The sequence below is a fragment of the Kitasatospora sp. NPDC087315 genome (assembly GCF_044744345.1).
Taxonomy (GTDB): Bacteria; Actinomycetota; Actinomycetes; order Streptomycetales; family Streptomycetaceae; genus Kitasatospora.
The window spans coordinates 1-22690 of sequence record NZ_JBIUYD010000011.1; the positions used below are offsets into that span (position 1 = coordinate 1).

Sequence of the window (22690 nt, forward strand, 5' to 3'; positions counted from 1 at the left end):
GGGGGGGCGGGGGGGGGTTTACCTTTTTTGGTCGGGCGGTGTGTGGTCTACCTTGGGGCGGGGTTTACACACCCCCCTCCCACAAAACCCCCCCCCCCCCCCCCCCCCCGGGGGGGCCCCCCTTCTCCGTTTTCCGGGTCCGTGTTCCCGGGCCCTGCGGGTTCCCGCCGTCTCCGCGTGCTCTGGGTGCCTCGGGTGCTTCGGGTGCGTGCTGCCGGTCGGCGGCGGGGTGCTCGTCACCGCCGTCCTCGCGGGGGCCTTCGCCGGCCGTACCCGGTGGGTGGCGGGCGGGCCCGCGGGCGCCTCCGGCAACGGATTCGTGGACCACCCCCGTGACCGTGTAAAGTAGTCGATGTCGCCGAGGGAAACCGCAGGTAGCCCCCGGTGACAACGCAGGTCAAGGGGCTGTAGCTCAGTTGGTAGAGCGCTTGCATGGCATGCAAGAGGTCCGGGGTTCAATTCCCCGTAGCTCCACAGCAGTCGAGGGCCGCCTCCCGTTCCGGGAGGCGGCCCTCGGCGTTTCCCGCCGGGCGGGCGCACGGTTGACCCGTCTCGCAGCGCCCGGCCCGTGCCGCCCGCTACGGTCGTGACATGGCCGATCTGGAGCGCAGACGCAACGAGGAACTGGCCCGGATACTGCACCAGCTCGGCTGGAACCCGGAGCGCCTGGCCCGGGAGGTGAACCTCACCCTGCAGCCAGGCCTGGCGATCAGCTCCACCGCCCCGTACAAGTGGCGCGACCGGGGCATGGTGCCGCGCAGCCCGCACGACCAGGCGGTCTGCGAGGTGCTCAGCCGCACGCTGGGCATCGCCGTCACCTATGAGCAGCTCTGGGGCCGGATGGGCGGCAACCGGGGAGCCAAGATCCTCTCGCCGCGGCTGCTCACCGACCCGTGGACGGCCGACACCGCCCAGACCGCCCTGCGCGAGGCGGCCACCGACGCCGGGCCGGTCCGGCTCACCGACCTCTTCCGGGGCGCCGACCTCGACCAGGCCGCCCGTCGGCTGGCCTCCCCGCCACCACCGGTCGGCGGTGGCGAGGGCGCCCTGCGGATCGACCCCGGCCTGGTCGACGAGCTCGGCTTCTCCTACCGGAGCAAGCTGCGGCTGGAGCGGGCCTGCGGGGGCGGGCTCGTCCTCGGCCCGGCCCGGGCCGAACTCGCCATGGTGGCCAAACTGCTGGAGCTCGGCGCGTACGACGAGAAGCGCGGGCGCGAGCTGTACGGCACGGCGAGCCGGCTGGCCGGGCTGGCCGGCTCGGCCGCCTACGACCTCGGCCATGACGCGGCCGCCCAGCGGGCGTTCGTGGCCGCGCTGCGGGCCGCGCACGTCAGCGGCGACCCCCGGCTCGGGGTGGAGGTGGTCGGCTCTCTGGTGGTACTGGCCACACACGGTCCGGGCGGGCGGGGGTCGGGCGCCGTCACGATGCTGGCCGCGGCGCTGGAGTCCGCCGGGGACACCCTCGGCCCGGCCGAACGGGCGCTCCAGTACGGCCGGATCGCCCGTGCGTACGGGCGGTGGGGCGAGCCGGAGGCGGCCGGTGCGGCGGCGGAGCGGGCGTTCGCGGAGGCGGGTGACGGGGTGATGGCGGATCCCGAGACGGGGGCCGATCTCGCGGGCATGGTGGGGGAGGCGTACCTCTACCTCGGTGACCACCGGCGGGCCCAGGCCCTGCTCGCCGAGGCGGTGGCCGGCCTCGGCCCCGGCCGGGCCCGGGCCAAGGCCCTGCTGCTGGTCCGGCTGGCCGACTCCCACCGCCGCGACGGCGCCCCCGAGGAGGCCGCCAGGACCGCCGTCCTGGCCCGCGCGCTGGCCTCCGGTATGCAGTCCGAGCGGGTGGCCCGGGCGCTGCGCGACTTCGACGCGGCCTCCCGGGCGGCATTGCCGGGAGGCGCCTGAGCCCCTTGCGGTACCCTGAGCCCATGCGAACCGTGCGCCTGCTCCTTAGCTGGCCGCGCTGACCAGGACCGGCCGCGCCTTCGGGTGGTGCCGGAGTCGGCGTGGCGTCCCCTCCTGCGAGGGGATTTTTTGTTTTCCGCCTGCGTTTCCCGCGCCCTGGCCGTGGCCGGCCGGGTACCGGTACGGGCCCGGCGACGGTTCGCCAACCGACATCGATGGAGCTTGAAGGACCATGAGCGAGACGACCCCTGCTTCCGGCGCGGCCGAAGCCGCAACCGAGCCGTTCCGGTACAGCGCCACCCTGGCTGCGGAGATCGAGTCCCGCTGGCAGGACATCTGGGAGAAGGAGGGCACGTTCAACGCCCCCAACCCGGCCGGCGACCTGGCCGACCCGGCCGCCGGTGACGTCACCGCGAAGCCGCACAGCTTCATCATGGACATGTTCCCGTACCCCTCGGGCGCGGGCCTGCACGTCGGCCACCCGCTGGGCTACATCGCCACCGACGTCTACGCCCGCTACCAGCGGATGACCGGCCACAACGTGCTGCACACGCTGGGCTACGACGCCTTCGGCCTGCCCGCCGAGCAGTACGCGGTGCAGACCGGCACCCACCCCCGGGTCTCCACCGAGGCCAACATCGCCAACATGCGCCAGCAGCTGCGCCGGCTGGGCCTGGGCCACGACCCGCGCCGTTCGATCTCCACGATCGACCCGGAGTACTACCGCTGGACCCAGTGGATCTTCCTGCAGATCTTCAACTCCTGGTACGACGAGCAGGCCGGCCAGGCCCGCCCGATCGCCGAGCTGATCGCGCAGTTCGAGTCCGGCGCGCGGCAGACCCCGGACGGGCGTGCCTGGGCGGAGCTGTCCGCCGCCGAGCGCGACGAGCTGCTGGGCGAGTACCGGCTGGCGTACTCCAAGGAGGTGCCGGTCAACTGGTGCCCGGGCCTGGGCACCGTGCTGGCCAACGAGGAGGTCACCGCGGACGGCCGTTCCGAGCGCGGCAACTTCCCGGTGTTCAAGTCGAACCTGCGCCAGTGGATGATGCGGATCACCGCCTACTCGGACCGCCTGATCTCCGACCTGGACCTGCTGGACTGGCCCGAGGCCATCAAGCTGCAGCAGCGCAACTGGATCGGCCGCTCGGAGGGTGCCCGGGTCGACTTCGCGGTCGGCTCCGGTGAGAAGATCACCGTCTTCACCACCCGCCCCGACACCCTGTTCGGCGCCACCTACATGGTGCTGGCCCCCGAGCACGGCCTGGTCGACTCGATCGTCCCGGCCGCCTGGCCCGAGGGCGTCCCGGCCGAGTGGACCGGTGGCGCCGCCACCCCCGCCGAGGCCGTGGCCGCCTACCGCGCCGCCGCCGCGGCCAAGTCCGACGTCGAGCGTCAGGTCGAGGCCAAGGTCAAGACCGGTGTGTTCACCGGCGCGTACGCGGTGAACCCGGTCAGCGGCGAGCCCGTCCCGGTGTTCATCGCCGACTACGTGCTGATGGGCTACGGCACCGGCGCCATCATGGCCGTCCCGGCCCACGACAGCCGCGACTTCGCGTTCGCCCGCGCCTTCGCACTGCCGATGCGCTGCGTCGTCAAGCCCACCGACGGGCGCGACGAGGACCCGCACACCTGGGACGACGCCTTCGACACCTACGACTCCGTCATCGTCAACTCGGCGCACGCCGAGGGCACCGAGGACGGCGTCTCGCTGGACGGCCTGAGCGTGGTGGACGCCAAGGCCGCCGTCACCGGCTGGCTGACCGCGCACGGCATCGGCGAGGGCACCGTCAACTACCGCCTGCGTGACTGGCTGTTCAGCCGTCAGCGGTACTGGGGCGAGCCCTTCCCGATCGTCTACGACGAGGACGGCGTGATGCACGCGCTGCCCGAGTCGATGCTGCCGGTCGAGGTCCCCGAGGTGGACGACTACTCGCCGCACACCTACGACCCGTACGACTCCGCCTCCTCGCCGAAGACCCCGCTGTCGCGCAACGAGGACTGGGTCAACGTCGAGCTGGACCTGGGCGACGGCGTGAAGAGGTACCGCCGCGAGACCAACACCATGCCCAACTGGGCCGGTTCGTGCTGGTACGAGCTGCGCTACGTCGACCCGTCCAACGGCTCGCGCGTGGTGGACCCGGCCAACGAGCAGTACTGGCTGGGCCCGACGGCCACCAAGCCGGGCGGCGGCGCCGACCTGTACGTCGGCGGTGCCGAGCACGCCGTACTGCACCTGCTGTACGCCCGCTTCTGGCACAAGGTGCTGCACGACCTGGGCCACGTCTCCTCGGTCGAGCCGTTCCACAAGCTGTTCAACCAGGGCATGATCACCGCCGACGTGTACCGCGACGAGCGCGGCTTCCCGGTGCCCGCCGCCGAGGTCGAGGAGCGCGACGGCGCGTACTTCTGGGCGGGTGAGCAGGTCAAGCGCGAGGCCGGCAAGATGGGCAAGTCCCTGAAGAACGCCGTCGCGCCGGACGAGATCGCCGACGAGTACGGGGCCGACACGCTGCGCCTGTACGAGATGTCGATGGGCCCGCTGGACGTCTCCCGTCCGTGGGACACCCGTGCGGTGGTCGGCTCGTACCGCTTCCTGCAGCGGCTGTGGCGCAACGTCGTCTCGGAGGCGACGGGCGAGCTGGTCGTCACCGACGAGCCCGCCGACGAGGCGACGCTGCGCGCGCTGCACAAGGCCATCGACGGCATCCGCGGCGACATGACCGGGCTGCGCTTCAACACGGCCGTGGCCAAGGCGATCGAGCTGAACAACTTCCTGGTGAAGCGCGGGTCTACGCCGCGGGTGGTGGCCGAGCAACTGGTGCTGCTGGTCGCCCCGCTGGCCCCGCACATCGCCGAGGAGCTGTGGCGCCGGCTGGGCCACGGCGAGTCGCTGGCGCACACCGACTACCCGGTCGCCGACCCGGCGTACGTGGTGGACGAGACGGTGACCTGTGTGGTGCAGGTCAAGGGCAAGGTGAAGGCCCGGCTGGAGGTCGCCCCGGCGATCTCCGACGCCGAGCTGGAGGCGCTGGCGCTGGCCGACCCGGCCGTCGTCGCCGCGATCGGTGACGCGCCGGTGCGCAAGGTGATCGCGCGTGCGCCGAAGCTGGTGAACATCGTCACCGGCTGACGTTTCGCCGCTGTCCGGCTGTTCGGGGCGGGTGTCCTTCGGGGCGCCCGCCCTGTGGCGTTCCGGGCGTGGTGGTGCTTCGGGTGTGGTGGTGCTTCCGGCCCCGTGGCGTTCCGGGCGTCGTGGCCGGGCTGATCCCGCCGACCGGTCCGGTGGGCGGGGGACCCTCGGGGGAGATCCCCGACTTGTCCCTGATCTCGGCCGTCGGAGGCTCGTTCGGCCTGCCCCGGGACCGGAGTGGAGGCTACCGTGGAACCCTCGGCGACCCGGTCCGCGTTGGGCCCGGTGGGGGCCGGTTCGGCTGTCGGAAGGTGACTCGTGATGGACGTGCTCGGCGTGATGATCGGCCTGGCCCTGCTCTTCGGGATCGCGGTGGCGGTCCTGGCCGTGGTGGGCACGGTGAAGGCGGCGAAGGCGGTCGCGGCGAAGGTCGATCGACACGAGGCCAACGCCCGGCGTGCGGTGGAGAACGCCGCCCTCAAGGCGAAGACGTACACCAAGGCCGGCCCGCAGGGGCAGATCTCCGCCGTCCGCCTCGGGCTGCGGACCTCGCTGAGCGGCACCCGCCAGGTACTGGAGAGCGGCCTCGCCCAGGACGGCCAGCTCAGCGAGTCGCTCGGCCTGCTGGCCCGGCTCGACGTCCACGCGGCCGAGCTGGACGGAGAGCTGCGGACGCTGGAGCGCGAGCCCGACGCCGGCCGGATCGCGGCCAAGCTGCCCGAGCTGCGGGAGCGGGCCGAGCGGATCACCCACTCCGCCGAGACCATGCGCTGGGCCGCCCAGGACCGGATGCACCGCTTCGCGGACGACGAGCTGAGCCGGCTCAGCAAGGAGTGCGAGAGCGAGGCGGGGGCGCTGCGACACTGGGACACGTCGGGGGGTGCGGGCTCTTCCGGGTCCGTGGGGGCCTCGGGGACCGCAGGGGCTGGTGCCGGGCGTGGGGCCGGTGCCGCGGGTGCCGCTCGGGAGGGGTCGCAGCAGCGGCCGGGGCTGACCGACGGGAAGGGCGGCCGGCCGAGCGCCGAGGACCTGCTGGGCCTCGGTGACCCGCTGGCCCGGCTGGCGCAGCGGCTGCGGAAGCCGACGACGGGATCGTCGGCGGGCTGACCTGTCGGCCCCGGGTGTCCTGGTCCTGTTGGTCCTGTCGGTCCCGCAGGCCTCGTATGCCGTGTTGTTGGGGTGTCCCGGCCTCGTCGTCCGGGTGCTGCCGTCCGGCGCTGTTATCCGGGCCGGGCGGGGAGTAACCTCCGCCTCATGCCCGCCGACCTCGCACTTGTCACCGATTCCACGGCCTATCTGCCGCACGAAGCTGTTGATCGCCATGGGATCACCGTGGTCCCGCTGAGCGTCGCGGTCGGTGACTCGGTCCTCGCCGAGGGGGTGGAGATCTCCCCGAAGGACGTCGCCGAGGCGCTGAACGGCAAGCAGCGGGTGACGACCTCGCGCTCCAACCCCGAGTCCTTCGCCGCCGCCTACCGGGCGGCCGCCGAGGCCGGGGCGAAGGGGATCGTCTCGGTGCACATCTCCGGTGAGCTGTCCGGCACCGTGGAGGCGGCCCGGCTGGCGGCGGCCGAGGCGCCCGTCCCGGTGCGGGTGGTGGACAGCCGGCTGGTCGGCATGGCTCTCGGGTACGGCGTGCTGGCGGCGGCCGAGGCGATCGCGGCCGGGCGGGAGCTGGACGAGGTGGCCGAGGCCGTCATCCGGCGGACGGCGGTGACCAGCGGCTTCTTCTACGTCGACACACTTGAGCACCTCCGCCGGGGCGGCCGGATCGGTGCGGCCCAGGCGTTCTTCGGTTCGGCCCTGGCGGTGAAGCCGCTGCTGCACCTGGCGGGCGGGCGGATCGAGCCGTTGGAGAAGGTCCGGACGGCGTCCCGGGCGATCGCCCGCCTGGAGGAGATCGCGGTCGAGCGGGCGGGCGAGCGCGAGGTCGACATCACCGTTCATCATCTGGCGGCGGAGGAGCGGGCGGAGCCGCTCGCGGAGCGGTTGCGCGGCCGGGTGCCCGGGCTGCGGGACCTGTACGTGGGCGAGGTGGGAGCGGTGATCGGCGCTCACGTCGGGCCGGGGCTGCTGGCGGTGGTGGTCTCGCCGCGCTGAGGCCGGGTGGCGTGGTGGTGGTCAATTCGTAGGAGTGATCGGCACTCGTACGAGTGACCTGAGTTATCCACAACCCCCTGGTTTTCCACAGGATTTGGGTCATTCTCCCGAGGGTGGCCGAGGGCTCCTAGCGTGCTGCGCATGACCAGCGTGAGCCTCGGCGCGGCCAAGCGCCATGAGATCGGTGAGACCGCCCGTCTGCGGATGTCGGCACTGCTGCCGGCGGCCGAAGGGCCGCTCGGTGCGGGGGAGCCGGTGGCCACCGGGCCGCCGTCGGGCGTGACTTCGGGCGGGCCGCTTTTGGGAGGGGTGCCTCTGGGAGGGGTGTCGGAGCCGGGTGTGGTGGAGCCGCCTGCGGCTGGGGGCGGCAGGGCGCGTTCGCGGTTCGCCCCGGCGGTGGTACTCGACCGGCGGGCGGTGGCCGGGCTCACCGTCCTGCTGCTGCTTGCCGTGGGCTACGGCCTTCAGCATTTCTGGCTGGCGCGGCCCCGGCCGGTCGCGGTGCCGGTGGTGGCGGTCGCCTCGGCGGCGCCGGCACCGGCGGCGAGCGGACCGGCCTCGGCGGAGACCGCCTCCGATGCCGCTGCCCGGGCCGGCCCCGATACCGGCCCGGGGGCGGGGGCCGTGGTGGTGGACATCGGGGGCAGGGTGCACGCGCCGGGGCTGCACACCCTGCCCGGCGGGTCCCGGGTGGCGGACGCGTTGCGTGTGGCCGGTGGCCCGCTGCCCGAGACGGAGACCAAGAGCCTCAACCTGGCCAGGGTGCTGACGGACGGTGAGCAGATCCTGGTCGGCGAGCCCGGGCCGCCCCCTGCCGCCGGGGCGGGATCCGGCCCTCCGGCGGCGGCCGGGCCGAAGCAGCCGGTCAGCATCAACCGGGCCACCCTTGAGCAGCTCGACACCCTCCCCGGCGTCGGCCCGACGCTTGCCCAGCGCATCCTCTTGTTCCGCACGTCGCACGGGTCGTTCCGCTCCCTCGACCAGCTGAGACAGGTCAACGGCATCGGCGAGCACATCTACGCCGAGATCAGACCGCTGCTCACCCTCTGACTCCCCGCCCCGCTCCGCCGCCTCGCCGAAGGGAGGTACCGTCATCGCCACCGTCGACCCGGCTTCGCCCGCCCGTGCCCCGGCCGCCGACTTCCGGCTGCTGCTCCCCGCCGTGTCGGCGTGGGTGGTCGCGGCCGCGCTGCTCGGCCTGGACCCGGGGCACGGTGCGGTGGCGTCGGTGTCGGCGGGAGCGGCGGCAGTGGTGGGCGTCCTCCTGCTCACCCGCCCGGGTGTGCGCCGGAGCCGAGGGACGGCCGCCACCCTGGCCGCCGTCCTCCTCACCGGTGCGGCGGCCACCGCCGCCACCCTCCTGCACACCGCCGACCTGCACCGGGGGCCGCTGCCCGAGCTGGCCCGCGCCGCGGCGGCCGCGGCTCCCCGGGGTGCCGGCCGCCCGCCCGAACCGCCGCCGCCCGCCCCGGAAGTGGGCGTCGAACTGACCGTCACCGGCGACCCGAGAGCCCGTACCTCCCGGAGCGGGGGGCCGACCGGCGGGCAGGCCGTCCTCACCGTGGACGCCGTGGCGGACCGTGTCACCGTCCGGGACGGGCCTGCCCCGGGTGACCGCCGTACCAGCGGTGCCGGGTACACGGTCCGGACGCGGACCCCGGTGACCGTGCTGGTGCGAGGGCAGGCGGTCGAGGCCTGGCAGCGGTTGCTCCCGTCGGCCCGGCTGGCCGTCGAGGCCGAGGTCCGCCCGGCCGGTGAGGGCCACGACACCGAGTCCGCCGCGCTGCTGCTCCCGCACGGGCCGCCCCGGCAGCTCGCGACGCCGAGCCTGCCGCAACGGATCGCGGGCCGGCTCCGGGGCGGCCTGCGGGCGGCCTCCGACGGGCTCCCGCCGGACGCGCGGGGTCTTCTCCCCGGTCTGGTCGTCGGCGACACCTCCCGGCTGCCCGACGATCTCCGGGACGCCTTCCGGGCCACCGACATGGCCCATCTGGTCGCGGTGAGCGGGGCGAACCTGGCGATCGTGCTCGGTGTGCTGCTGGGCGCGCCGGGGCGGGCCGGTACGCCCGAGCGCCGGGGCCTGGCGGCCCTGCTCGGGCTCTCGCTGCGCAGTACCGCGCTGCTGGGCACGGCCGTCACCCTGGCCTTCGTCACCATCTGCCGGCCGGAGCCGAGCGTGCTGAGGGCGGCCGGTACGGGCCTGGTCGGGCTGCTGGCCCTGGCCACCGGCCGCCCCCGCCAGGCGGTGCCCGCGCTCGCCGGCACCGTTCTGATCCTGGTGCTGGTCGATCCGTATCTGGCGCGGTCGTTCGGCTTCCTCCTCTCGGTGCTCGCCACCACCGGCCTGCTGGTCCTCGGCCCGCACTGGGCGGCCGCCCTGCGGGCCCGGGGCTGGCCGCGTCACCTGGCGGGCGCCGTCGCCGCCACGGCGGCCGCCCAGGCGCTCTGCGCGCCCGTGACGGTCGTGCTGTCCGCGCACATCAGCCTGGTCGCGATCCCGTGCAATCTGCTGGCCGAGCTGGCGGTGGCCCCGGCGACGCTGCTCGGCTTCGCGGTCCTCGCGCTGGACCCGCTCTCGCCGGCGCTGGCCCGGGTGCTCGCGGAGCCGGCCGCGATCCCGGTCGGCTGGCTGGCGGCGGTGGCGAGGCGCGGGGCCGAGCTGCCGGGCGCGCAACTGTCCTGGCCGGGCGGGCTGTTCGGGACGGTGTCGCTCGCCCTGGCCACGGTGGCGGTCTGCTGGACGGCGCCGCTGCTGCTCGCCCGGCGGGTGGACACCGGCGCGGGCGCGCCCGGCCGGGCCGGCCTTCGGGGCAGGCGGCTGCGGGGCGGGCGCATCCGGCTGCTGGTGGCGGGCCTGCTCCTGCTGGCCCTGCCGGCCGTCCTGCTGCGACCGCCCCTGCTCACCCGGATCGCCACCGGCTGGCCGCCCCCGGGGTGGCGGATGGCGATGTGCGACGTCGGCCAGGGCGACATGCTGGTGCTCCCCGTCGTCCCCGCCGATGTGTCCGGGGGCGGCCGGGAGCCCGACAGCGCGGTGGTGGTGGACGCCGGTCCGGACCCGCGCGCGGCCGACCGCTGCCTGCGCGACCTCGGCATCACCGCCGTTCCACTGCTGCTGGTGACGCACTTTCACGCCGATCACGTCGAGGGCGTACCGGGGGTGCTGCGCGGGCGCCGGGTCGGGGCGATCGAGGGCACCACCCTGGACGATCCGCCGGGTGAGGCGGCCCGGGTGTCAGGGTGGGCCGCCGCCGCCGGTGTCCCGCTGCTGCGCGCCGGGCGCGGCGAACGGCGGGCGGCCGGGGCGGGCCTCTCCTGGGAGGTGCTCTGGCCGGATGCCGAGGCGGCGGCCTCGGCATCCGGCGCCAACAACGCCAGCGTCGCGCTGCTGGTCACCCTGGCCGGCGGACTACGGCTGGCGTTGCTGGGCGACCTCGAACCACCGGCCCAGTCGGTGCTGCTCGGCCGCCTCGGCCGGACCCGGGTGGACGTCCTGAAGGTGGCCCATCACGGGTCCGCCCACCAGGACTGGGGGCTGGCCGCCGCCCTGGGCCCCCGGCTGGCGCTGATCTCCTGCGGCGAGGGCAACCCGTACGGGCACCCCTCGCCGCGGACGGTGGAGCGGCTTCGGGCCCTCGGCGCCGCCGTGCTGCGGACGGACCGGGCCGGGGACATCGCCCTGACCGGGGAGACCCCGGCCGGCCTCGGTGCGGTCGTCCATCCGTCCGGCGACCGGCCGGCGGGAGGGCACTGAAGCATGCGGCCCCGCTGTTCAGCCCTCCTCGCGCCAGCCCTCGTTCTCGGCCGCGACGGCGTCCAGGGCGCGCAGGTGCCGGGCCGTCCAGCCGTCCTCGGGAGGTTCCACGACCACCAGCCACTGCGCGTCCTCGGCGTCGTCCTCGCCGGCCAGGGCGTCCCGGACGATTTCCAGCTCGCCGAGGTCGGGGTGGTTGGCGCTCAGCTCCTCCGCCGCCTCGTCGGCGGCGTCGCGGTCGGGAAGGACGAGCAGCTGCCGGGCGCGCGGGTCGAAGGCGTCCGGCTGGTCGATGGTGAGGTCTTCGGTCACCGGTCCATTCTCCCCGGGCCGGGTGTGCGGCTCGCGTTCGGTCCTGCCTCCGGTGGCGGTGGCGTTCCTGTCGCGGTGGCGGTCGCGGCCGGGCGGGGAGTGTCCGTGCCCCGTGGGATGCTGGTAGGCGATGGCCAGGAAGAGTGCACCCGACGATCTGCTCGCCCCGCTGACCCTCGCGGTCGGTCAGGAGGAGCTGCTGCTCGACCGTGCGGTCGCCCAGGTGGTGGCGGCGGCGAGGGCGGCGGACTCCGACACCGACGTGCGGGACATCCCGCCCGGGGGCCTCCAGCCCGGCAGCCTCGCCGAGCTGACCACGCCCTCGCTGTTCGCCGAGCGCAAGGTCATCGTGGTCAGGGCCGCTCAGGACCTCTCCGCCGACTCCGTGAAGGAGGTCAAGGCGTACATCGAGTCCCCGGCCGATGAAGTGATCATGGTGCTGGTGCATGCCGGCGGCGCCAAGGGCAAGGGGCTGCTGGACGCCGGGCGGAAGGCCGGGGGCCGGGAGGTCCAGTGCGCGAAGCTGGCCAAGGCGGGGGAGCGGCTGACCTTCGTCCGGGGCGAGTTCCGCACGCTCGGGCGGTCGGCGACACCGGAGGCGTGCCAGGCCCTGCTGGACGCGCTCGGCAGTGACCTGCGCGAGCTGGCCGCCGCCTGCAGCCAGCTCACCTCGGACGTCGAGGGCACCATCGACGAGACCGTGGTCGCCCGCTACTACAGCGGCCGGGCCGAGGCCACCGGCTTCGGGGTGGCCGACCTCGCGGTCACCGGCCGGGCCGCCGAGGCGCTGGAGCGGCTGCGCTGGGCGCTGGCCGTGGGGCAGCCGCCGACCGGCATCACCTACGCCCTGGCGTCCGGGGTCCGCAGCATCGGGCGGCTGGCGACCACCGGGCGGAACATGCGACCGGCCGACCTGGCGCGCGAGCTGGGCATGCCGCCGTGGAAGGTCGAGCGCGTCCGCCAGCAGATGCGCGGCTGGACGGGCGACGGGGTGGCCATCGCCCTCACCGCGATCGCGCAGGCGGACGCCGCCGTCAAGGGCGGGTCCGACGACCCGGCGTACGCCCTGGAGCGGGCCGTGGTCGCGGTCGCCCGGGCCTCCCGCGCGGGCTCCCGCCCGTACTGAGCGGCTCCCGCCCGTACTGAGCGGCTCCCGCCACAGCGGCCCGGCGGTTCACCCCCGGGCGGGCTCACCCCGGTACGGCTGACCCGCCCTGCCCGGCGGGCCCGCGCCACCCCGGAGCCACCGCCGCTACGGAGCCACCGCCACCCCGGAGTCACCGCCGCTACGGTCCGCCGATCGCCTTGAGGACGTCCCGGCTGTCGGCGATCATGATCTGCCGGACGGTGTCGCGGTCCAGCGTGTAGTCCTTGCCGGTCTGGTAGTTGTCGGTCCAGTAGAGCGAGTACGTCATGCCGCCGTCCCGGACCTCCAGGTAGCAGTTGATGTCGTGGAAGGTCTTGTCCGAGCTGGTCGGCTCGTCGCCGTAGGCGAAGTAGGCCTCCTGGCCGAGGTTCCGCACATCGGTGATCTCGTACTTCTGCTGCTCGAAGAAGATCCTGGTGGCGGCGAACTCGGGGGCGGCGTCGACGGCCTTGTGCAGTTCGGCGCGCATGTCGATGGTGGCGTAGTCCGGGCTGTCGCTCCCGCTGACCGTCCGCTTCATCAACGCGTAGCAGCGCATGATGTCCATGGAGTCGCTCCGGCTGCTGTGCTGCAGCGGATAGTTGTCCACCATGCGGTAGTTCTGGTTGAACTTGGTGAGCTTGCCCGCGTCACAGAGCTTGTCCACGGTGTGGTAGCCACGGACGCTCTGCGGGAAGGAGCCGCTGGTCACCATCCGGGGTACGACGGCCACGGCGCCGGCCCAGCCGGCCGAGGCCAGCAGCGCGCCCACGAACGCCCAGACGGCGTTGCGGCGCAGGTTCCCGGCCCGTCGGCCCGGCCCACCGCTGCCCGGAGCCGGTGGCAGGCCGGGCGAGGCGGGCAGCCCGGGCGGCGGGCCGAAGCCCGGAACGGCCGTCGCCGGCGGGAACTGCTGCGGATGCTGTGGCGGGTGCTGCTGCGGAAAACCGGCGAACCCCGGCCCGCTCTGTCCCGGTAGCGGCGGTGGTGGCGGTGGTGTCGCCATAGGTGCCCCCCTGAGCCCTCTGCACAGGTGATCGCCGAACGTGATCCCCATTGCCTTGCCGTGACCGAACCCTAGCGGTACGGCCACAGCACGCGACAGGCGCCGCAGCCACCTCTGGGGAAGAGGTCCGCTGCGGCGCCTGCCGTACTGCTCTGTGCACCGCACCCGCGTGGCGAACGCAGGCCGCGTGCGGTGCGAATCCTTGTCGTACCTCAGGAGTTCGGGTAGAGGGCCGGTTCGTCCTGAGGCGTGTGGGGCCGTGGGCCCCGGGGGCGTCAGGCCTGGACGGCGTTGACGCGCTTGGTGATGGCCGACTTCTTGTTGGCGGCCTGGTTGGCGTGGATGACGCCCTTGCTCACGGCCTTGTCCAGCGCCTTGGAGGCGGCGCGGGCCAGCACGGCGGCCTTCTCGGTCTCGCCGGCGGCAGCGGCCTCACGGGCCTTGCGCAGAGCGGTCTTCAGCGAGGACTTGACGGCCTTGTTGCGCAGGCGCGCCTTCTCGTTGGTCTTGTTGCGCTTGATCTGGGACTTGATGTTCGCCACGAAGGAGCCTCAGTCTTGTCTGTAACGGTTCTGGAGGTCCCCCCGGCCGAAGGCTGGGGGAGGGTTGCACCGCGCGGCCGCCGGACCAGCCGAGAGGGCATGCCGAGGCCAGGTGCAGCGCCCCACGCTACCAGGGGGCCGCCGCCCGCCCCAAACCGGCCGCCCCGGCGGCCCGCCCGTGACGGCCCGCCCCGGTCCGGCCGCCCCCGGCCCGCCCGGCCTACGCGCTCAGCAGCGGCTCGCCGTAGTGCTCCACCTCGGGGAAGGGCCGGTAGTACCGGTGCAGCAGGTCCCGCCACCGCTGGTACTCGGCCGAGCGGCGAAACCCCTCGGTGTGGTCCTCCAGGGTCTCCCATTCCACCTGGAGCAGGAACCGCGAGCCGCGCCCCTCGTCCAGGCAGCGGCGCAGTTCCAGCGCGCGGAATCCGGTCTGGACCGAGATCAGCGGCCGGGCCTCGGCGAAGGTGGCGAGGAAGGACTCCTCCTGGCCGGGCAGGACATCGAGCAGGGCGCTTTCGAGGATCATGGAACGCCATCCTGCCGCGCCGCGGAGGCCTGTGGAAGAACCGACCGGCGGCGCACGTCGCGGGCGTGGGAAGATGGGAGGAACTATTTCGATCGGACGACTGTCCGGTCCCCGGGAAACCGGTCAGCGATGACCCGGACACCCCCGGCCCCCGGACCAACGGAGAATCGGACCAAGGTGCCCGCGACCCCCAGCAATGTGCCAGAGCCCAGCCGTACCGACCCGGCGCTGATCCGCAACTTCTGCATCATCGCCCACATCGACCACGGCAAGTCGACGCTCGCAGACCGGATGCTGCAGATCACCGGCGTCGTCGACCCGCGGCAGATGCGTGCCCAGTACCTCGACCGCATGGACATCGAGCGTGAGCGCGGCATCACCATCAAGTCGCAGGCCGTCCGCCTCCCGTGGGCGCCGAAGACCGGCCCGGACACCGGTACGACGCACATCCTCAACATGATCGACACCCCCGGCCACGTGGACTTCACGTACGAGGTGTCCCGCTCCCTCGCCGCCTGCGAGGGCACCGTCCTGGTGGTGGACGCCGCCCAGGGCATCGAGGCCCAGACCCTCGCCAACCTGTACCTGGCGCTGGAGAACGACCTCACGATCATCCCGGTGCTCAACAAGATCGACCTGCCGGCCGCCCAGCCGGAGAAGTACGCCGCCGAGATCGCGCACATCATCGGCTGCGACCCGGCCGACGTGCTCAAGGTCAGCGCCAAGACCGGCCTGGGCGTCGAGGAGCTGCTGGACCACATCGTCGCCAACATTCCGGCCCCGGTCGGCGTCAAGGACGCCCCGGCGCGCGCGATGATCTTCGACTCGGTGTACGACTCCTACCGCGGTGTGGTCACCTACGTCCGTGTGGTCGACGGGCAGCTCACCAAGCGCGAGCGGATCGCGATGATGTCGACCGGCGCGACGCACGAGCTGCTGGAGATCGGTGTCATCTCGCCCGAGCCGAAGGTCGCCGACGGCCTCGGCGTCGGCGAGGTGGGCTACATCATCACCGGTGTGAAGGACGTCCGGCAGTCCAAGGTCGGTGACACCATCACCTCGATGCACAAGGGTGCGACCGAGGCGCTGGGCGGCTACAAGGACCCGCGTCCGATGGTCTTCTCCGGCCTCTACCCGCTGGACGGCTCGGACTACCCGCTGCTGCGCGACGCCCTCGACAAGCTGCGGCTCAACGACGCCGCGCTGGTCTACGAGCCGGAGACCTCGGTCGCGCTCGGCTTCGGCTACCGCTGTGGCTTCCTCGGCCTGCTGCACCTGGAGATCATCCGGGAGCGCCTGGAGCGGGAGTTCAACCTCGACCTGATCTCCACCGCCCCGAACGTGGTGTACCGCGTGGTGATGGAGGACGGCAGCGAGCACACCGTCACCAACCCGAGCGAGTTCCCCACCGGCAAGATCGCCGAGGTGTTCGAGCCGGTCGTGCGCGGCACCATCCTGGCGCCCAACGAGTTCGTCGGCGCGATCATGGAGCTCTGCCAGTCCCGCCGCGGCAACCTCCAGGGCATGGACTACCTCTCCGAGGACCGGGTCGAGCTGCGCTACACCCTGCCGCTCGCCGAGATCGTCTTCGACTTCTTCGACCAGCTGAAGTCCAAGACCCGGGGCTACGCCTCGCTCGACTACGAGCCCATCGGTGAGCAGAGCGCCAGCCTGGTGAAGGTCGACATCCTGCTGCACGGCGACGCGGTGGACGCCTTCTCCGCGATCGTGCACAAGGACAAGGCCTACAACTACGGCGTGATGATGGCGGGCAAGCTGCAGAAGCTGATTCCGCGCCAGCAGTTCGAGGTGCCGATCCAGGCCGCGATCGGCTCGCGGGTGATCGCCCGTGAGACGGTCCGCGCGATCCGCAAGGACGTGCTCGCCAAGTGCTACGGCGGTGACATCTCGCGTAAGCGCAAGCTGCTGGAGAAGCAGAAGGAAGGCAAGAAGCGGATGAAGATGGTCGGCCGCGTGGAGGTCCCGCAGGAGGCCTTCATCGCCGCGCTGTCCACCGACGCCGAGGCGCCGAAGGAAAAGAAGTAACCAGCGGTGGCTGAACGGGCCCGGGGCGAGCAGCCCCGGGCCCGTTCGCGTGCGCGGCCGCCGGACGCCGGTGCCGGCCGCCGGTCAGCGCAGGGTCGAGACCACGCCCCCGACGATGGCCGCCTTGGCCAGCTTCCCGGCCCGGCCGGTGAACACGGTGGGCCGCATGGAGTCGTCCCCGTGGATCAGCTGGAGCAGCCCGTCGCGGCGGCCGAGGCTGAGGCACTGGACGGCGTACCGGAAGGCGAACGGCCTGTCGGTGCGTCCGGCGAGCACCCGGCCGAGGTACTTGCCCATCGGCTGGGCGGTGGCGCAGCCCATCCGCAGGGTGCCGGTCCCGGGGACGGTCACCTCGGCGGCGTCGCCGATCACGTAGACGTCCGGGTGGGAGACCGAGCGCAGACGGTCGTCGACGACGGCCCGACCGCTCGCGGTGACCGCCAGACCGGCCTCGGCGGCCAGCGGGTGCGGTTCCATGGCGGCGGCCCAGGCGACCAGGTCGGCCGGGATCCGGCCGCGCGCGGTGTCCAGGCCCGCCGCGTCGACCGCGGTGACGGTGCTCTGCTCGTGCACCTCGACCCCGAGCCGCTCCAGGACCCGCAGGACGTGGCCCCGGCCCCTGGCCGAGAACCAGCCGCCCACCTGGCCCGCCGCGACGATCCGGACCCGCCACCGCGGGTGGGCCTCGGCCAGCTCGGCCGCCAGCTCGATGCCGGTGGCGCCGCCGCCGACCACGGCCACGGTGCCGGGGCGTTCGGCGGAGCGGAGCCGTTCGGCCAGTTCGGCGGCCTGCTCGGCGGTGCGGGCGTGCTCGGCGGCGCCCGGGACACCGTGCCAGGCGGTGCGGCTGCCGAGGGCGTACACCAGGGTGTCGTAGGAGACGGCCTCGCCGGTGTCCAGGAACACCTTGCGGGCGGTGAGGTCCAGGCGGGTGGCGCGCGCCCGGACGTGCCGTACGCCCCGGCCGCGGATCAGGTCGGCCACGGCGGGCCGGTGCTCGGGGTGGCCGGCGGCGGTCTCGTGCTGGCGGATGCGGTGCAGGAAACGGGTCTCGGGGGCGATCAGGGTCACCCGGTCGCGCTTGCCCGCCCGGGTCGCCGCGGTCAGTCCCGCGTAACCGGCCCCCAGTACGACGATCTGCTTCTCGGTCATGTGTCCGCCTCCTCCGCCGCGCTCTCCGCGCGTGTCCGGGAAGGGGACGACGTGGCCGGCCCGGCTGTGACAGTGACCCGCGTCATGCTCGCGTCACCCCGGCGTCATGCCGTCGGCGCCTCGTTCAGGTGGGCCAGCTTCTCCGGGTTGACCACGGCGTACGCCTCGGTGATCCGGCCGTCGGCGACGGTGAACGCGACCACGCCGCCGATCCGGCCCGGGCTCTCGTACCAGACCAGTCCGGGCTCGCCGTTGACCAGGGTGAAGCCGACTCCGGCCTCGGCCGTGACCCACTTCGAGGCCAGCCCGGCCACCAGCCGGGAGACCTTCTGGGCGCCGAGCACCGGGCGGGCGCCCGCGGTGACGATGCCGCCGCCGTCGGAGTGCCAGACCACGTCCGGGTCGAGGACGGCCAGCAGGCCCTGGATGTCGCCGCCGGCGGTGGCGGCGGCGAAGGCCCGCACCACCTGCCGGTGCTCGGCCGGATCGGCGGTGGCGCGCCGGCCGCCGTCCTTCACCCGGCGCCGGGCCCGGGAGGCCAGCTGGCGGGTGGCGGCGGGGGTGCGGTCGAGGCCGGCCGCGATCTCGTCGAAGCCGACCGCGAACACGTCGTGCAGCACGAACGCGGCCCGCTCGGCGGGGGTGAGCTGCTCCAGCACGGCGAGCAGGGCCAGGGAGACGGACTCGCCGCGTTCGGCCAGCTCGGCCGGGGAGGCGGGGGAGTCCTCGTAGGAGACGGCCGGCTCGGGCAGCCACTCGCCGAAGTAGGCCTCCCGGCGGGCCCGGGCGGAGCCCAGCTGGTCGTAGCAGAGCCGGGTGACGACGGTGGTCAGGAAGGCCCTCGGGTCGGCGACGGCGGCCTGGTCCGCGGTCCGCCAGCGCAGCCAGGCCTCCTGCAGCACGTCCTCGGCGTCGCTGAACGAGCCGAGCAGCCGGTAGGCGACCGAGCCCAGGTACCGCCGGTTCGCCTCGAAGGCGTCCGGGTCCTGGCCCGCCGTGGAGGGAGCCGAGAGGTCGTCACGCACGGCCCCACCGTAGCGGCCGGCCTCCGGAAGCCGAAGAGCCGGAGTGGGACGTCGGACCGGCCGACCTCTCACTCCGGCTCACCCCGCGAACCGACCGCGGGCTCACCAGGAACCGGACACGGGCTCACCACCGAAGCGGCGCGGGCCCACCACGAGCCGGCCACCCGCCCACCACCGGTCAGTCCACCTCGGCCACCGCCTCGGCGAACTGGGCCTGGTACAGCCGCGCGTACGCGCCGTCCGCGGCGATCAGCTCGTCGTGCGAGCCCTGCTCGACGATCGAGCCGTTCTCCATCACCAGGATCACGTCGGCGTCCCGGATGGTGGAGAGCCGGTGGGCGATCACGAAGCTGGTGCGGCCGGTGCGCAGCCGGGCCATGGCGCGCTGGATCAGCACCTCGGTACGGGTGTCCACCGAGCTGGTCGCCTCGTCCAGGACCAGGATCGACGGCTGCGCCAGGAACGCCCGGGCGATGGTGATCAGCTGCTTCTCGCCGGCGCTGACGCCGGTGCCCTCGTCGTCGATCGCGGTGTCGTAGCCGTCCGGCAGGGTCCGGACGAAGCGGTCCACGTGCGCGGCGCGGGCCGCCTCGATCACCTGCTCGCGGGTGGCCCCGACGGAGCCGTACGCGATGTTGTCGGCGATGGTGCCGCCGAACAGCCAGGTGTCCTGGAGCACCATGCCGATGCCGGAGCGCAGGTCCTCGCGGGACATCGCGGCGATGTCCACCCCGTCCAGGGTGATCCGCCCGCCGCTGACCTCGTAGAACCGCATCAGCAGGTTGACCAGGGTGGTCTTGCCGGCGCCGGTCGGGCCGACGATGGCCACCGTCTGGCCGGGCTCGACCTTCAGCGAGAGGTCCTCGATCAGCGGCTTCTCGGGGTCGTAGCGGAAGGACACGTCCTGGAAGGCGACCCGGCCGCGCACCTCGTCCGGGCGCTCCGGCATGGCCGGCTCCGGGGTCTGCTCGGGCGCGTCCAGCAGCTCGAAGACGCGCTCGGCGGAGGCGACGCCGGACTGCACCAGGTTGGCCATGCTGGCGACCTGGGTGAGCGGCTGGCTGAACTGCCGCGAGTACTGGATGAACGCCTGCACGTCGCCGATCGACAGCGCGCCGCTGGCCACCCGGAGCCCGCCGACCACGGCGACCAGCACGTACTGCAGATTGCCGATCAGTATCATCGCGGGCTGGATGATCCCGGAGATGAACTGGGCCCGGAAACTCGCGCTGTACAGCGCCTCGTTGTGCTCGCGGAAGACCTCGGCGGACTCCTTCTGCCGGCCGAAGACCTTCACCAGGGCGTGGCCGGTGTACATCTCCTCGATGTGCGCGTTGAGTTGCCCGGTGGACTTCCACTGCTGGACGAACTGCGGCTGCGCCCGCTTGCCGACCTTGGCCGCCACGACCACCGACAGCGGGACGGAGACCAGGGCGATCAGCGCCAGCAGCGGCGAGATCCAGAACATCATCGCCAGTACACCGACCACGGTGAGCAGCGAGTTCACCACCTGGCCCATGGTCTGCTGCATGGACTGGCCGATGTTGTCGATGTCGTTGGTGACGCGGCTGAGCACCTCGCCGCGCGGCTGCTTGTCGAAGAAACTGAGCGGCAGCCGGGAGAGCTTGGCCTCGACCTCCTCGCGCAGCCGGTAACCGGCCCGCTGGACCGCCGTGGTGGCGAGTCGTCCCTGGACGATGCCGAACGCGGCGGAGACGGCGTAGATCGCCAGCACCCAGAGCAGTACGGTGCCGATGGCGCCGAAGTCCATGCCCTGGCCGGGGGTGAAGGCGGTCGACGAGAGCAGGTCGGCGACGCCGCCGTCGCCGTGGGCGCGCAGGCCCTCGACGACCTGCTCCTTGGAGGTGCCGGACTGGAAGCGGGCGCCGATCACGCCGGCGAAGATCAGGTCGGTGGCGTGGCCGAGCACCTTGGGGCCGGTCACGGCGCAGCCGATGCTGAGCACGCCGAGCGCCATGACGCCGCTGAGCAGGGCGCGTTCGGGGCGCAGCAGTTTGAGCAGCCGTTTGCCGGAGTTCTTGAAGTCCATCGACTTCTCGGCGCCCTGGCCGCCCATGAACCGGCCGGGGCCGGCCGGTCCGCGGCGGGCCGCCGCGGCCTGGGAGTCGCTGGCGGGCCCGGCCGGGGCCGCCGCGGGCGCCTTCGTGAGTCGGGCGCCCTTCTCGGGGGTGGTCACGCCGCCTCCTGCTCGGTGAGCTGGGAGAGCACGATCTCCCGGTATGTCGGGTTTCCGGCCATCAGTTCGCCGTGGGTGCCGCTGCCGACGACGGCGCCCTCGTCCAGGACGATGATCCGGTCGGCGTCGCGGATGGTGGAGACGCGCTGGGCGACGATCAGCACGGTGGCGTCGGCGGTCTCCCGGGAGAGCGCCTTGCGGAGCCGGGCGTCGGTGGCGTAGTCGAGCGCCGAGAAGGAGTCGTCGAAGAGGTAGACGCCGGGCTTGCGGACCAGGGCTCGGGCGATCGCCAGGCGCTGGCGCTGGCCGCCGGAGACGTTGCCGCCGCCCTGCGCGATGGGCGCGTCCAGGCCTTCGGGGAGACGCTCGACGAACTCCTTGGCCTGGGCGACCTCCAGCGCGTGCCAGAGCTCCTCGTCGGTGGCGTCGGGCCGGCCGTAGCGCAGGTTGCTGGCGACGGTGCCGGAGAAGAGGTACGGCTTCTGCGGGACGAGTCCGACGGTCTCGGCGATCGCCTCGGGGGCGAGGTCGCGCACGTTCACGCCGTCCAGCAGGACCTGGCCCGCGGTGGCGTCGAACAGCCGGGGGACCAGGCCCAGCAGGGTGGACTTCCCGCTGCCGGTGGAGCCGATCACGGCGGTGGTCTCGCCGGGGCGGGCGGTGATGTCGATGCCGCGCAGCACCGGGGCCTCGGCGCCCGGGTAGCGGAACTCGACGTCGCGCAGTTCCAGGTTGCCCCGGCGCAGCACCTCGGTGACCGGCGCGGAGGGCGGGACGACGGTGGAGTCGGTGGACAGCACCTCCTGGATCCGCTCGGCGCAGACCTCGGCGCGCGGCACCATCATGAACATGAAGGTGGCCATCATGACGCTCATCAGGATCTGCATCAGGTAGGAGAGGAAGGCGGTCAGGCCGCCGATCTCCATCCCGCCGCTGTCGATGCGGTACGCGCCGAACCAGAGCACGGCGACGCTGGAGACGTTCACCACCAGCATCACGGCCGGGAACATGAACGACATCAGCCGGCCGACCTGGATGGCGACACCGGTCAGGTCGTCGTTGGCGCGGGCGAACCGGGCCTGCTCGTGGTCGTCCTTGACGAACGCCCGGATGACCCGGATGCCGGTGATCTGCTCGCGCAGGATCCGGTTCACGGTGTCGATCTTCACCTGCATGCTGCGGAACTTCGGGCGCAGCGAGCGGACCAGCAGCACGACGACGACGCCCAGCACCGGGATCACGGCCAGCAGCAGGGCGGAGAGCGGCACGTCCTGATTGAGCGCCATGATGATGCCGCCGACGCACATGATCGGCGCGGCCACCATCAGCGTGAAGGCCATCAGGGCCAGCATCTGGACCTGCTGGACGTCGTTGGTGGTCCGGGTGATCAGCGAGGGGGCGCCGAACTGGCCGAGCTCGCGGGCGGAGTAGCTCTGCACCTGGTCGAAGATGCCGGCCCGGAGGTCCCGGCCGAAGGCCATCGCGATACGCGCGCCGTAGTAGACGGCGCCGATCGAGCAGGCGGCCTGGGCCAGGGTGACCCCGATCATCACCCCTCCGACCTCAAGGATGTAGCCGGTGTCCCCCTTCACCACCCCCTGGTCGATGATGTCGGCGTTGAGCGTCGGCAGATAGAGCGCCGCGAGGGTCGACACCAGCTGGAGCAGTACCAGCAGGGCGATCGGTCGGGAGTACGGGCGCAAGTACGCCCTTAGCAGTCTGATCAGCACTGGCACACTCTTGTCGTCGACGGTGGGATTCGCATCCCGATTCTCGTTCTTCGGTGGACCGGTAAAGGCGATTCCGGGCTTGCGAGCCGGATCTTTGCCCAGTCCTTTGCCGAACGGCCGGGCGTGCCCGGTCGTGCCCCGCGCC

The 22690-nt window shown here is 73.1% G+C and carries 16 protein-coding genes and 1 tRNA gene; 9 read left to right on the forward strand and 8 right to left on the reverse strand.

Going from position 1 to position 22690, the window contains the following annotated elements:
* Window positions 1-401 precede the first annotated feature (401 nt).
* The 7 genes from ACIO5D_RS17225 (at window position 402) to ACIO5D_RS17255 (ending at window position 10883) form a co-directional block, all read left to right on the forward strand.
* A tRNA-Ala gene (locus ACIO5D_RS17225) sits at window positions 402-474 on the forward strand.
* Window positions 475-591: 117 nt separating this feature from the next.
* The gene (locus ACIO5D_RS17230; protein ID WP_363607528.1) at window positions 592-1899 is read left to right on the forward strand and encodes a hypothetical protein; all 1308 of its coding nucleotides are present in this window, start codon (window positions 592-594) and stop codon (window positions 1897-1899) included.
* A gap of 232 nt (window positions 1900-2131) precedes the next feature.
* Window positions 2132-5029, forward strand: a complete 2898-nt coding sequence (leuS, locus tag ACIO5D_RS17235; RefSeq protein WP_400651979.1) for a leucine--tRNA ligase — start codon at window positions 2132-2134, stop codon at window positions 5027-5029.
* A 321-nt stretch (window positions 5030-5350) separates the two neighbouring features.
* A complete protein-coding gene (locus ACIO5D_RS17240; protein WP_400651981.1) occupies window positions 5351-6136 on the forward strand; it encodes a hypothetical protein in 786 nt (261 codons plus the stop codon).
* Between the two features lie 147 nt (window positions 6137-6283).
* On the forward strand, window positions 6284-7129 hold the full coding sequence (locus tag ACIO5D_RS17245) for a DegV family protein (RefSeq protein WP_363607525.1): 846 nt from the start codon (window positions 6284-6286) through the stop codon (window positions 7127-7129).
* Window positions 7130-7270: 141 nt separating this feature from the next.
* Entirely contained in the window at window positions 7271-8179 is a 909-nt protein-coding gene (locus ACIO5D_RS17250) for a ComEA family DNA-binding protein (protein ID WP_363607524.1), read from the forward strand.
* 112 nt (window positions 8180-8291) lie between these two features.
* A complete protein-coding gene (locus ACIO5D_RS17255) occupies window positions 8292-10883 on the forward strand; it encodes a ComEC/Rec2 family competence protein (RefSeq protein WP_400757742.1) in 2592 nt (863 codons plus the stop codon).
* Window positions 10884-10901: 18 nt separating this feature from the next.
* Here ACIO5D_RS17255 and ACIO5D_RS17260 read toward each other — a convergent pair whose 3' ends face one another.
* On the reverse strand, window positions 10902-11138 hold the full coding sequence (locus ACIO5D_RS17260; RefSeq protein WP_363607593.1) for a hypothetical protein: 237 nt from the start codon (window positions 11136-11138) through the stop codon (window positions 10902-10904).
* A gap of 187 nt (window positions 11139-11325) precedes the next feature.
* Between ACIO5D_RS17260 and holA the strand changes: the two genes are divergently transcribed.
* The gene (holA, locus tag ACIO5D_RS17265; protein WP_400796103.1) at window positions 11326-12321 is read left to right on the forward strand and encodes a DNA polymerase III subunit delta; all 996 of its coding nucleotides are present in this window, start codon (window positions 11326-11328) and stop codon (window positions 12319-12321) included.
* Window positions 12322-12481: 160 nt separating this feature from the next.
* On the opposite strand, the gene ACIO5D_RS17270 is transcribed toward holA, so the two are convergent.
* The 3 genes from ACIO5D_RS17270 to ACIO5D_RS17280 form a co-directional block, all read right to left on the reverse strand.
* Entirely contained in the window at window positions 12482-13327 is an 846-nt protein-coding gene (locus ACIO5D_RS17270) for a hypothetical protein (RefSeq protein ID WP_363607501.1), read from the reverse strand.
* A gap of 275 nt (window positions 13328-13602) precedes the next feature.
* Entirely contained in the window at window positions 13603-13869 is a 267-nt protein-coding gene (gene rpsT / locus ACIO5D_RS17275; RefSeq protein ID WP_363607500.1) for a 30S ribosomal protein S20, read from the reverse strand.
* A 220-nt stretch (window positions 13870-14089) separates the two neighbouring features.
* The gene (locus tag ACIO5D_RS17280) at window positions 14090-14395 is read right to left on the reverse strand and encodes an antibiotic biosynthesis monooxygenase (protein ID WP_363607499.1); all 306 of its coding nucleotides are present in this window, start codon (window positions 14393-14395) and stop codon (window positions 14090-14092) included.
* A 177-nt stretch (window positions 14396-14572) separates the two neighbouring features.
* On the opposite strand from ACIO5D_RS17280, the gene lepA reads away from it, so the two are divergent.
* A complete protein-coding gene (gene lepA, locus ACIO5D_RS17285) occupies window positions 14573-16441 on the forward strand; it encodes a translation elongation factor 4 (RefSeq protein ID WP_363607498.1) in 1869 nt (622 codons plus the stop codon).
* Between the two features lie 84 nt (window positions 16442-16525).
* Here the strand turns inward: lepA and ACIO5D_RS17290 are convergent, their stop codons facing one another.
* The 4 genes from ACIO5D_RS17290 to ACIO5D_RS17305 form a co-directional block, all read right to left on the reverse strand.
* On the reverse strand, window positions 16526-17593 hold the full coding sequence (locus ACIO5D_RS17290) for an FAD-dependent oxidoreductase (RefSeq protein ID WP_363607497.1): 1068 nt from the start codon (window positions 17591-17593) through the stop codon (window positions 16526-16528).
* Window positions 17594-17697: 104 nt separating this feature from the next.
* Window positions 17698-18618 (reverse strand): sigma-70 family RNA polymerase sigma factor, encoded by a 921-nt coding sequence (locus ACIO5D_RS17295; RefSeq protein WP_400796105.1) that lies wholly within the window; start codon window positions 18616-18618, stop codon window positions 17698-17700.
* A gap of 178 nt (window positions 18619-18796) precedes the next feature.
* Window positions 18797-20815 (reverse strand): ABC transporter ATP-binding protein, encoded by a 2019-nt coding sequence (locus tag ACIO5D_RS17300; RefSeq protein ID WP_400796108.1) that lies wholly within the window; start codon window positions 20813-20815, stop codon window positions 18797-18799.
* Window positions 20812-22545 (reverse strand): ABC transporter ATP-binding protein, encoded by a 1734-nt coding sequence (locus tag ACIO5D_RS17305; protein WP_363607495.1) that lies wholly within the window; start codon window positions 22543-22545, stop codon window positions 20812-20814. Before ACIO5D_RS17305 ends, ACIO5D_RS17300 begins: the two co-directional genes overlap by 4 nt.
* Between the last annotated feature and the right edge of the window lie 145 nt (window positions 22546-22690).

Coding starts and splice junctions, on each gene's coding strand:
- ACIO5D_RS17230 (WP_363607528.1), top strand. CDS start 592: ATGGCCGATCTGGAGCGCAGACGCAACGAGGAACTGGCCCGGATACTG.
- holA (WP_400796103.1), top strand. CDS start 11,326: ATGGCCAGGAAGAGTGCACCCGACGATCTGCTCGCCCCGCTGACCCTC.
- ACIO5D_RS17250 (WP_363607524.1), top strand. CDS start 7,271: ATGACCAGCGTGAGCCTCGGCGCGGCCAAGCGCCATGAGATCGGTGAG.
- ACIO5D_RS17245 (WP_363607525.1), top strand. CDS start 6,284: ATGCCCGCCGACCTCGCACTTGTCACCGATTCCACGGCCTATCTGCCG.
- ACIO5D_RS17270 (WP_363607501.1), bottom strand. CDS start 13,327: ATGGCGACACCACCGCCACCACCGCCGCTACCGGGACAGAGCGGGCCG.
- leuS (WP_400651979.1), top strand. CDS start 2,132: ATGAGCGAGACGACCCCTGCTTCCGGCGCGGCCGAAGCCGCAACCGAG.
- ACIO5D_RS17280 (WP_363607499.1), bottom strand. CDS start 14,395: ATGATCCTCGAAAGCGCCCTGCTCGATGTCCTGCCCGGCCAGGAGGAG.
- ACIO5D_RS17240 (WP_400651981.1), top strand. CDS start 5,351: ATGGACGTGCTCGGCGTGATGATCGGCCTGGCCCTGCTCTTCGGGATC.
- ACIO5D_RS17290 (WP_363607497.1), bottom strand. CDS start 17,593: ATGACCGAGAAGCAGATCGTCGTACTGGGGGCCGGTTACGCGGGACTG.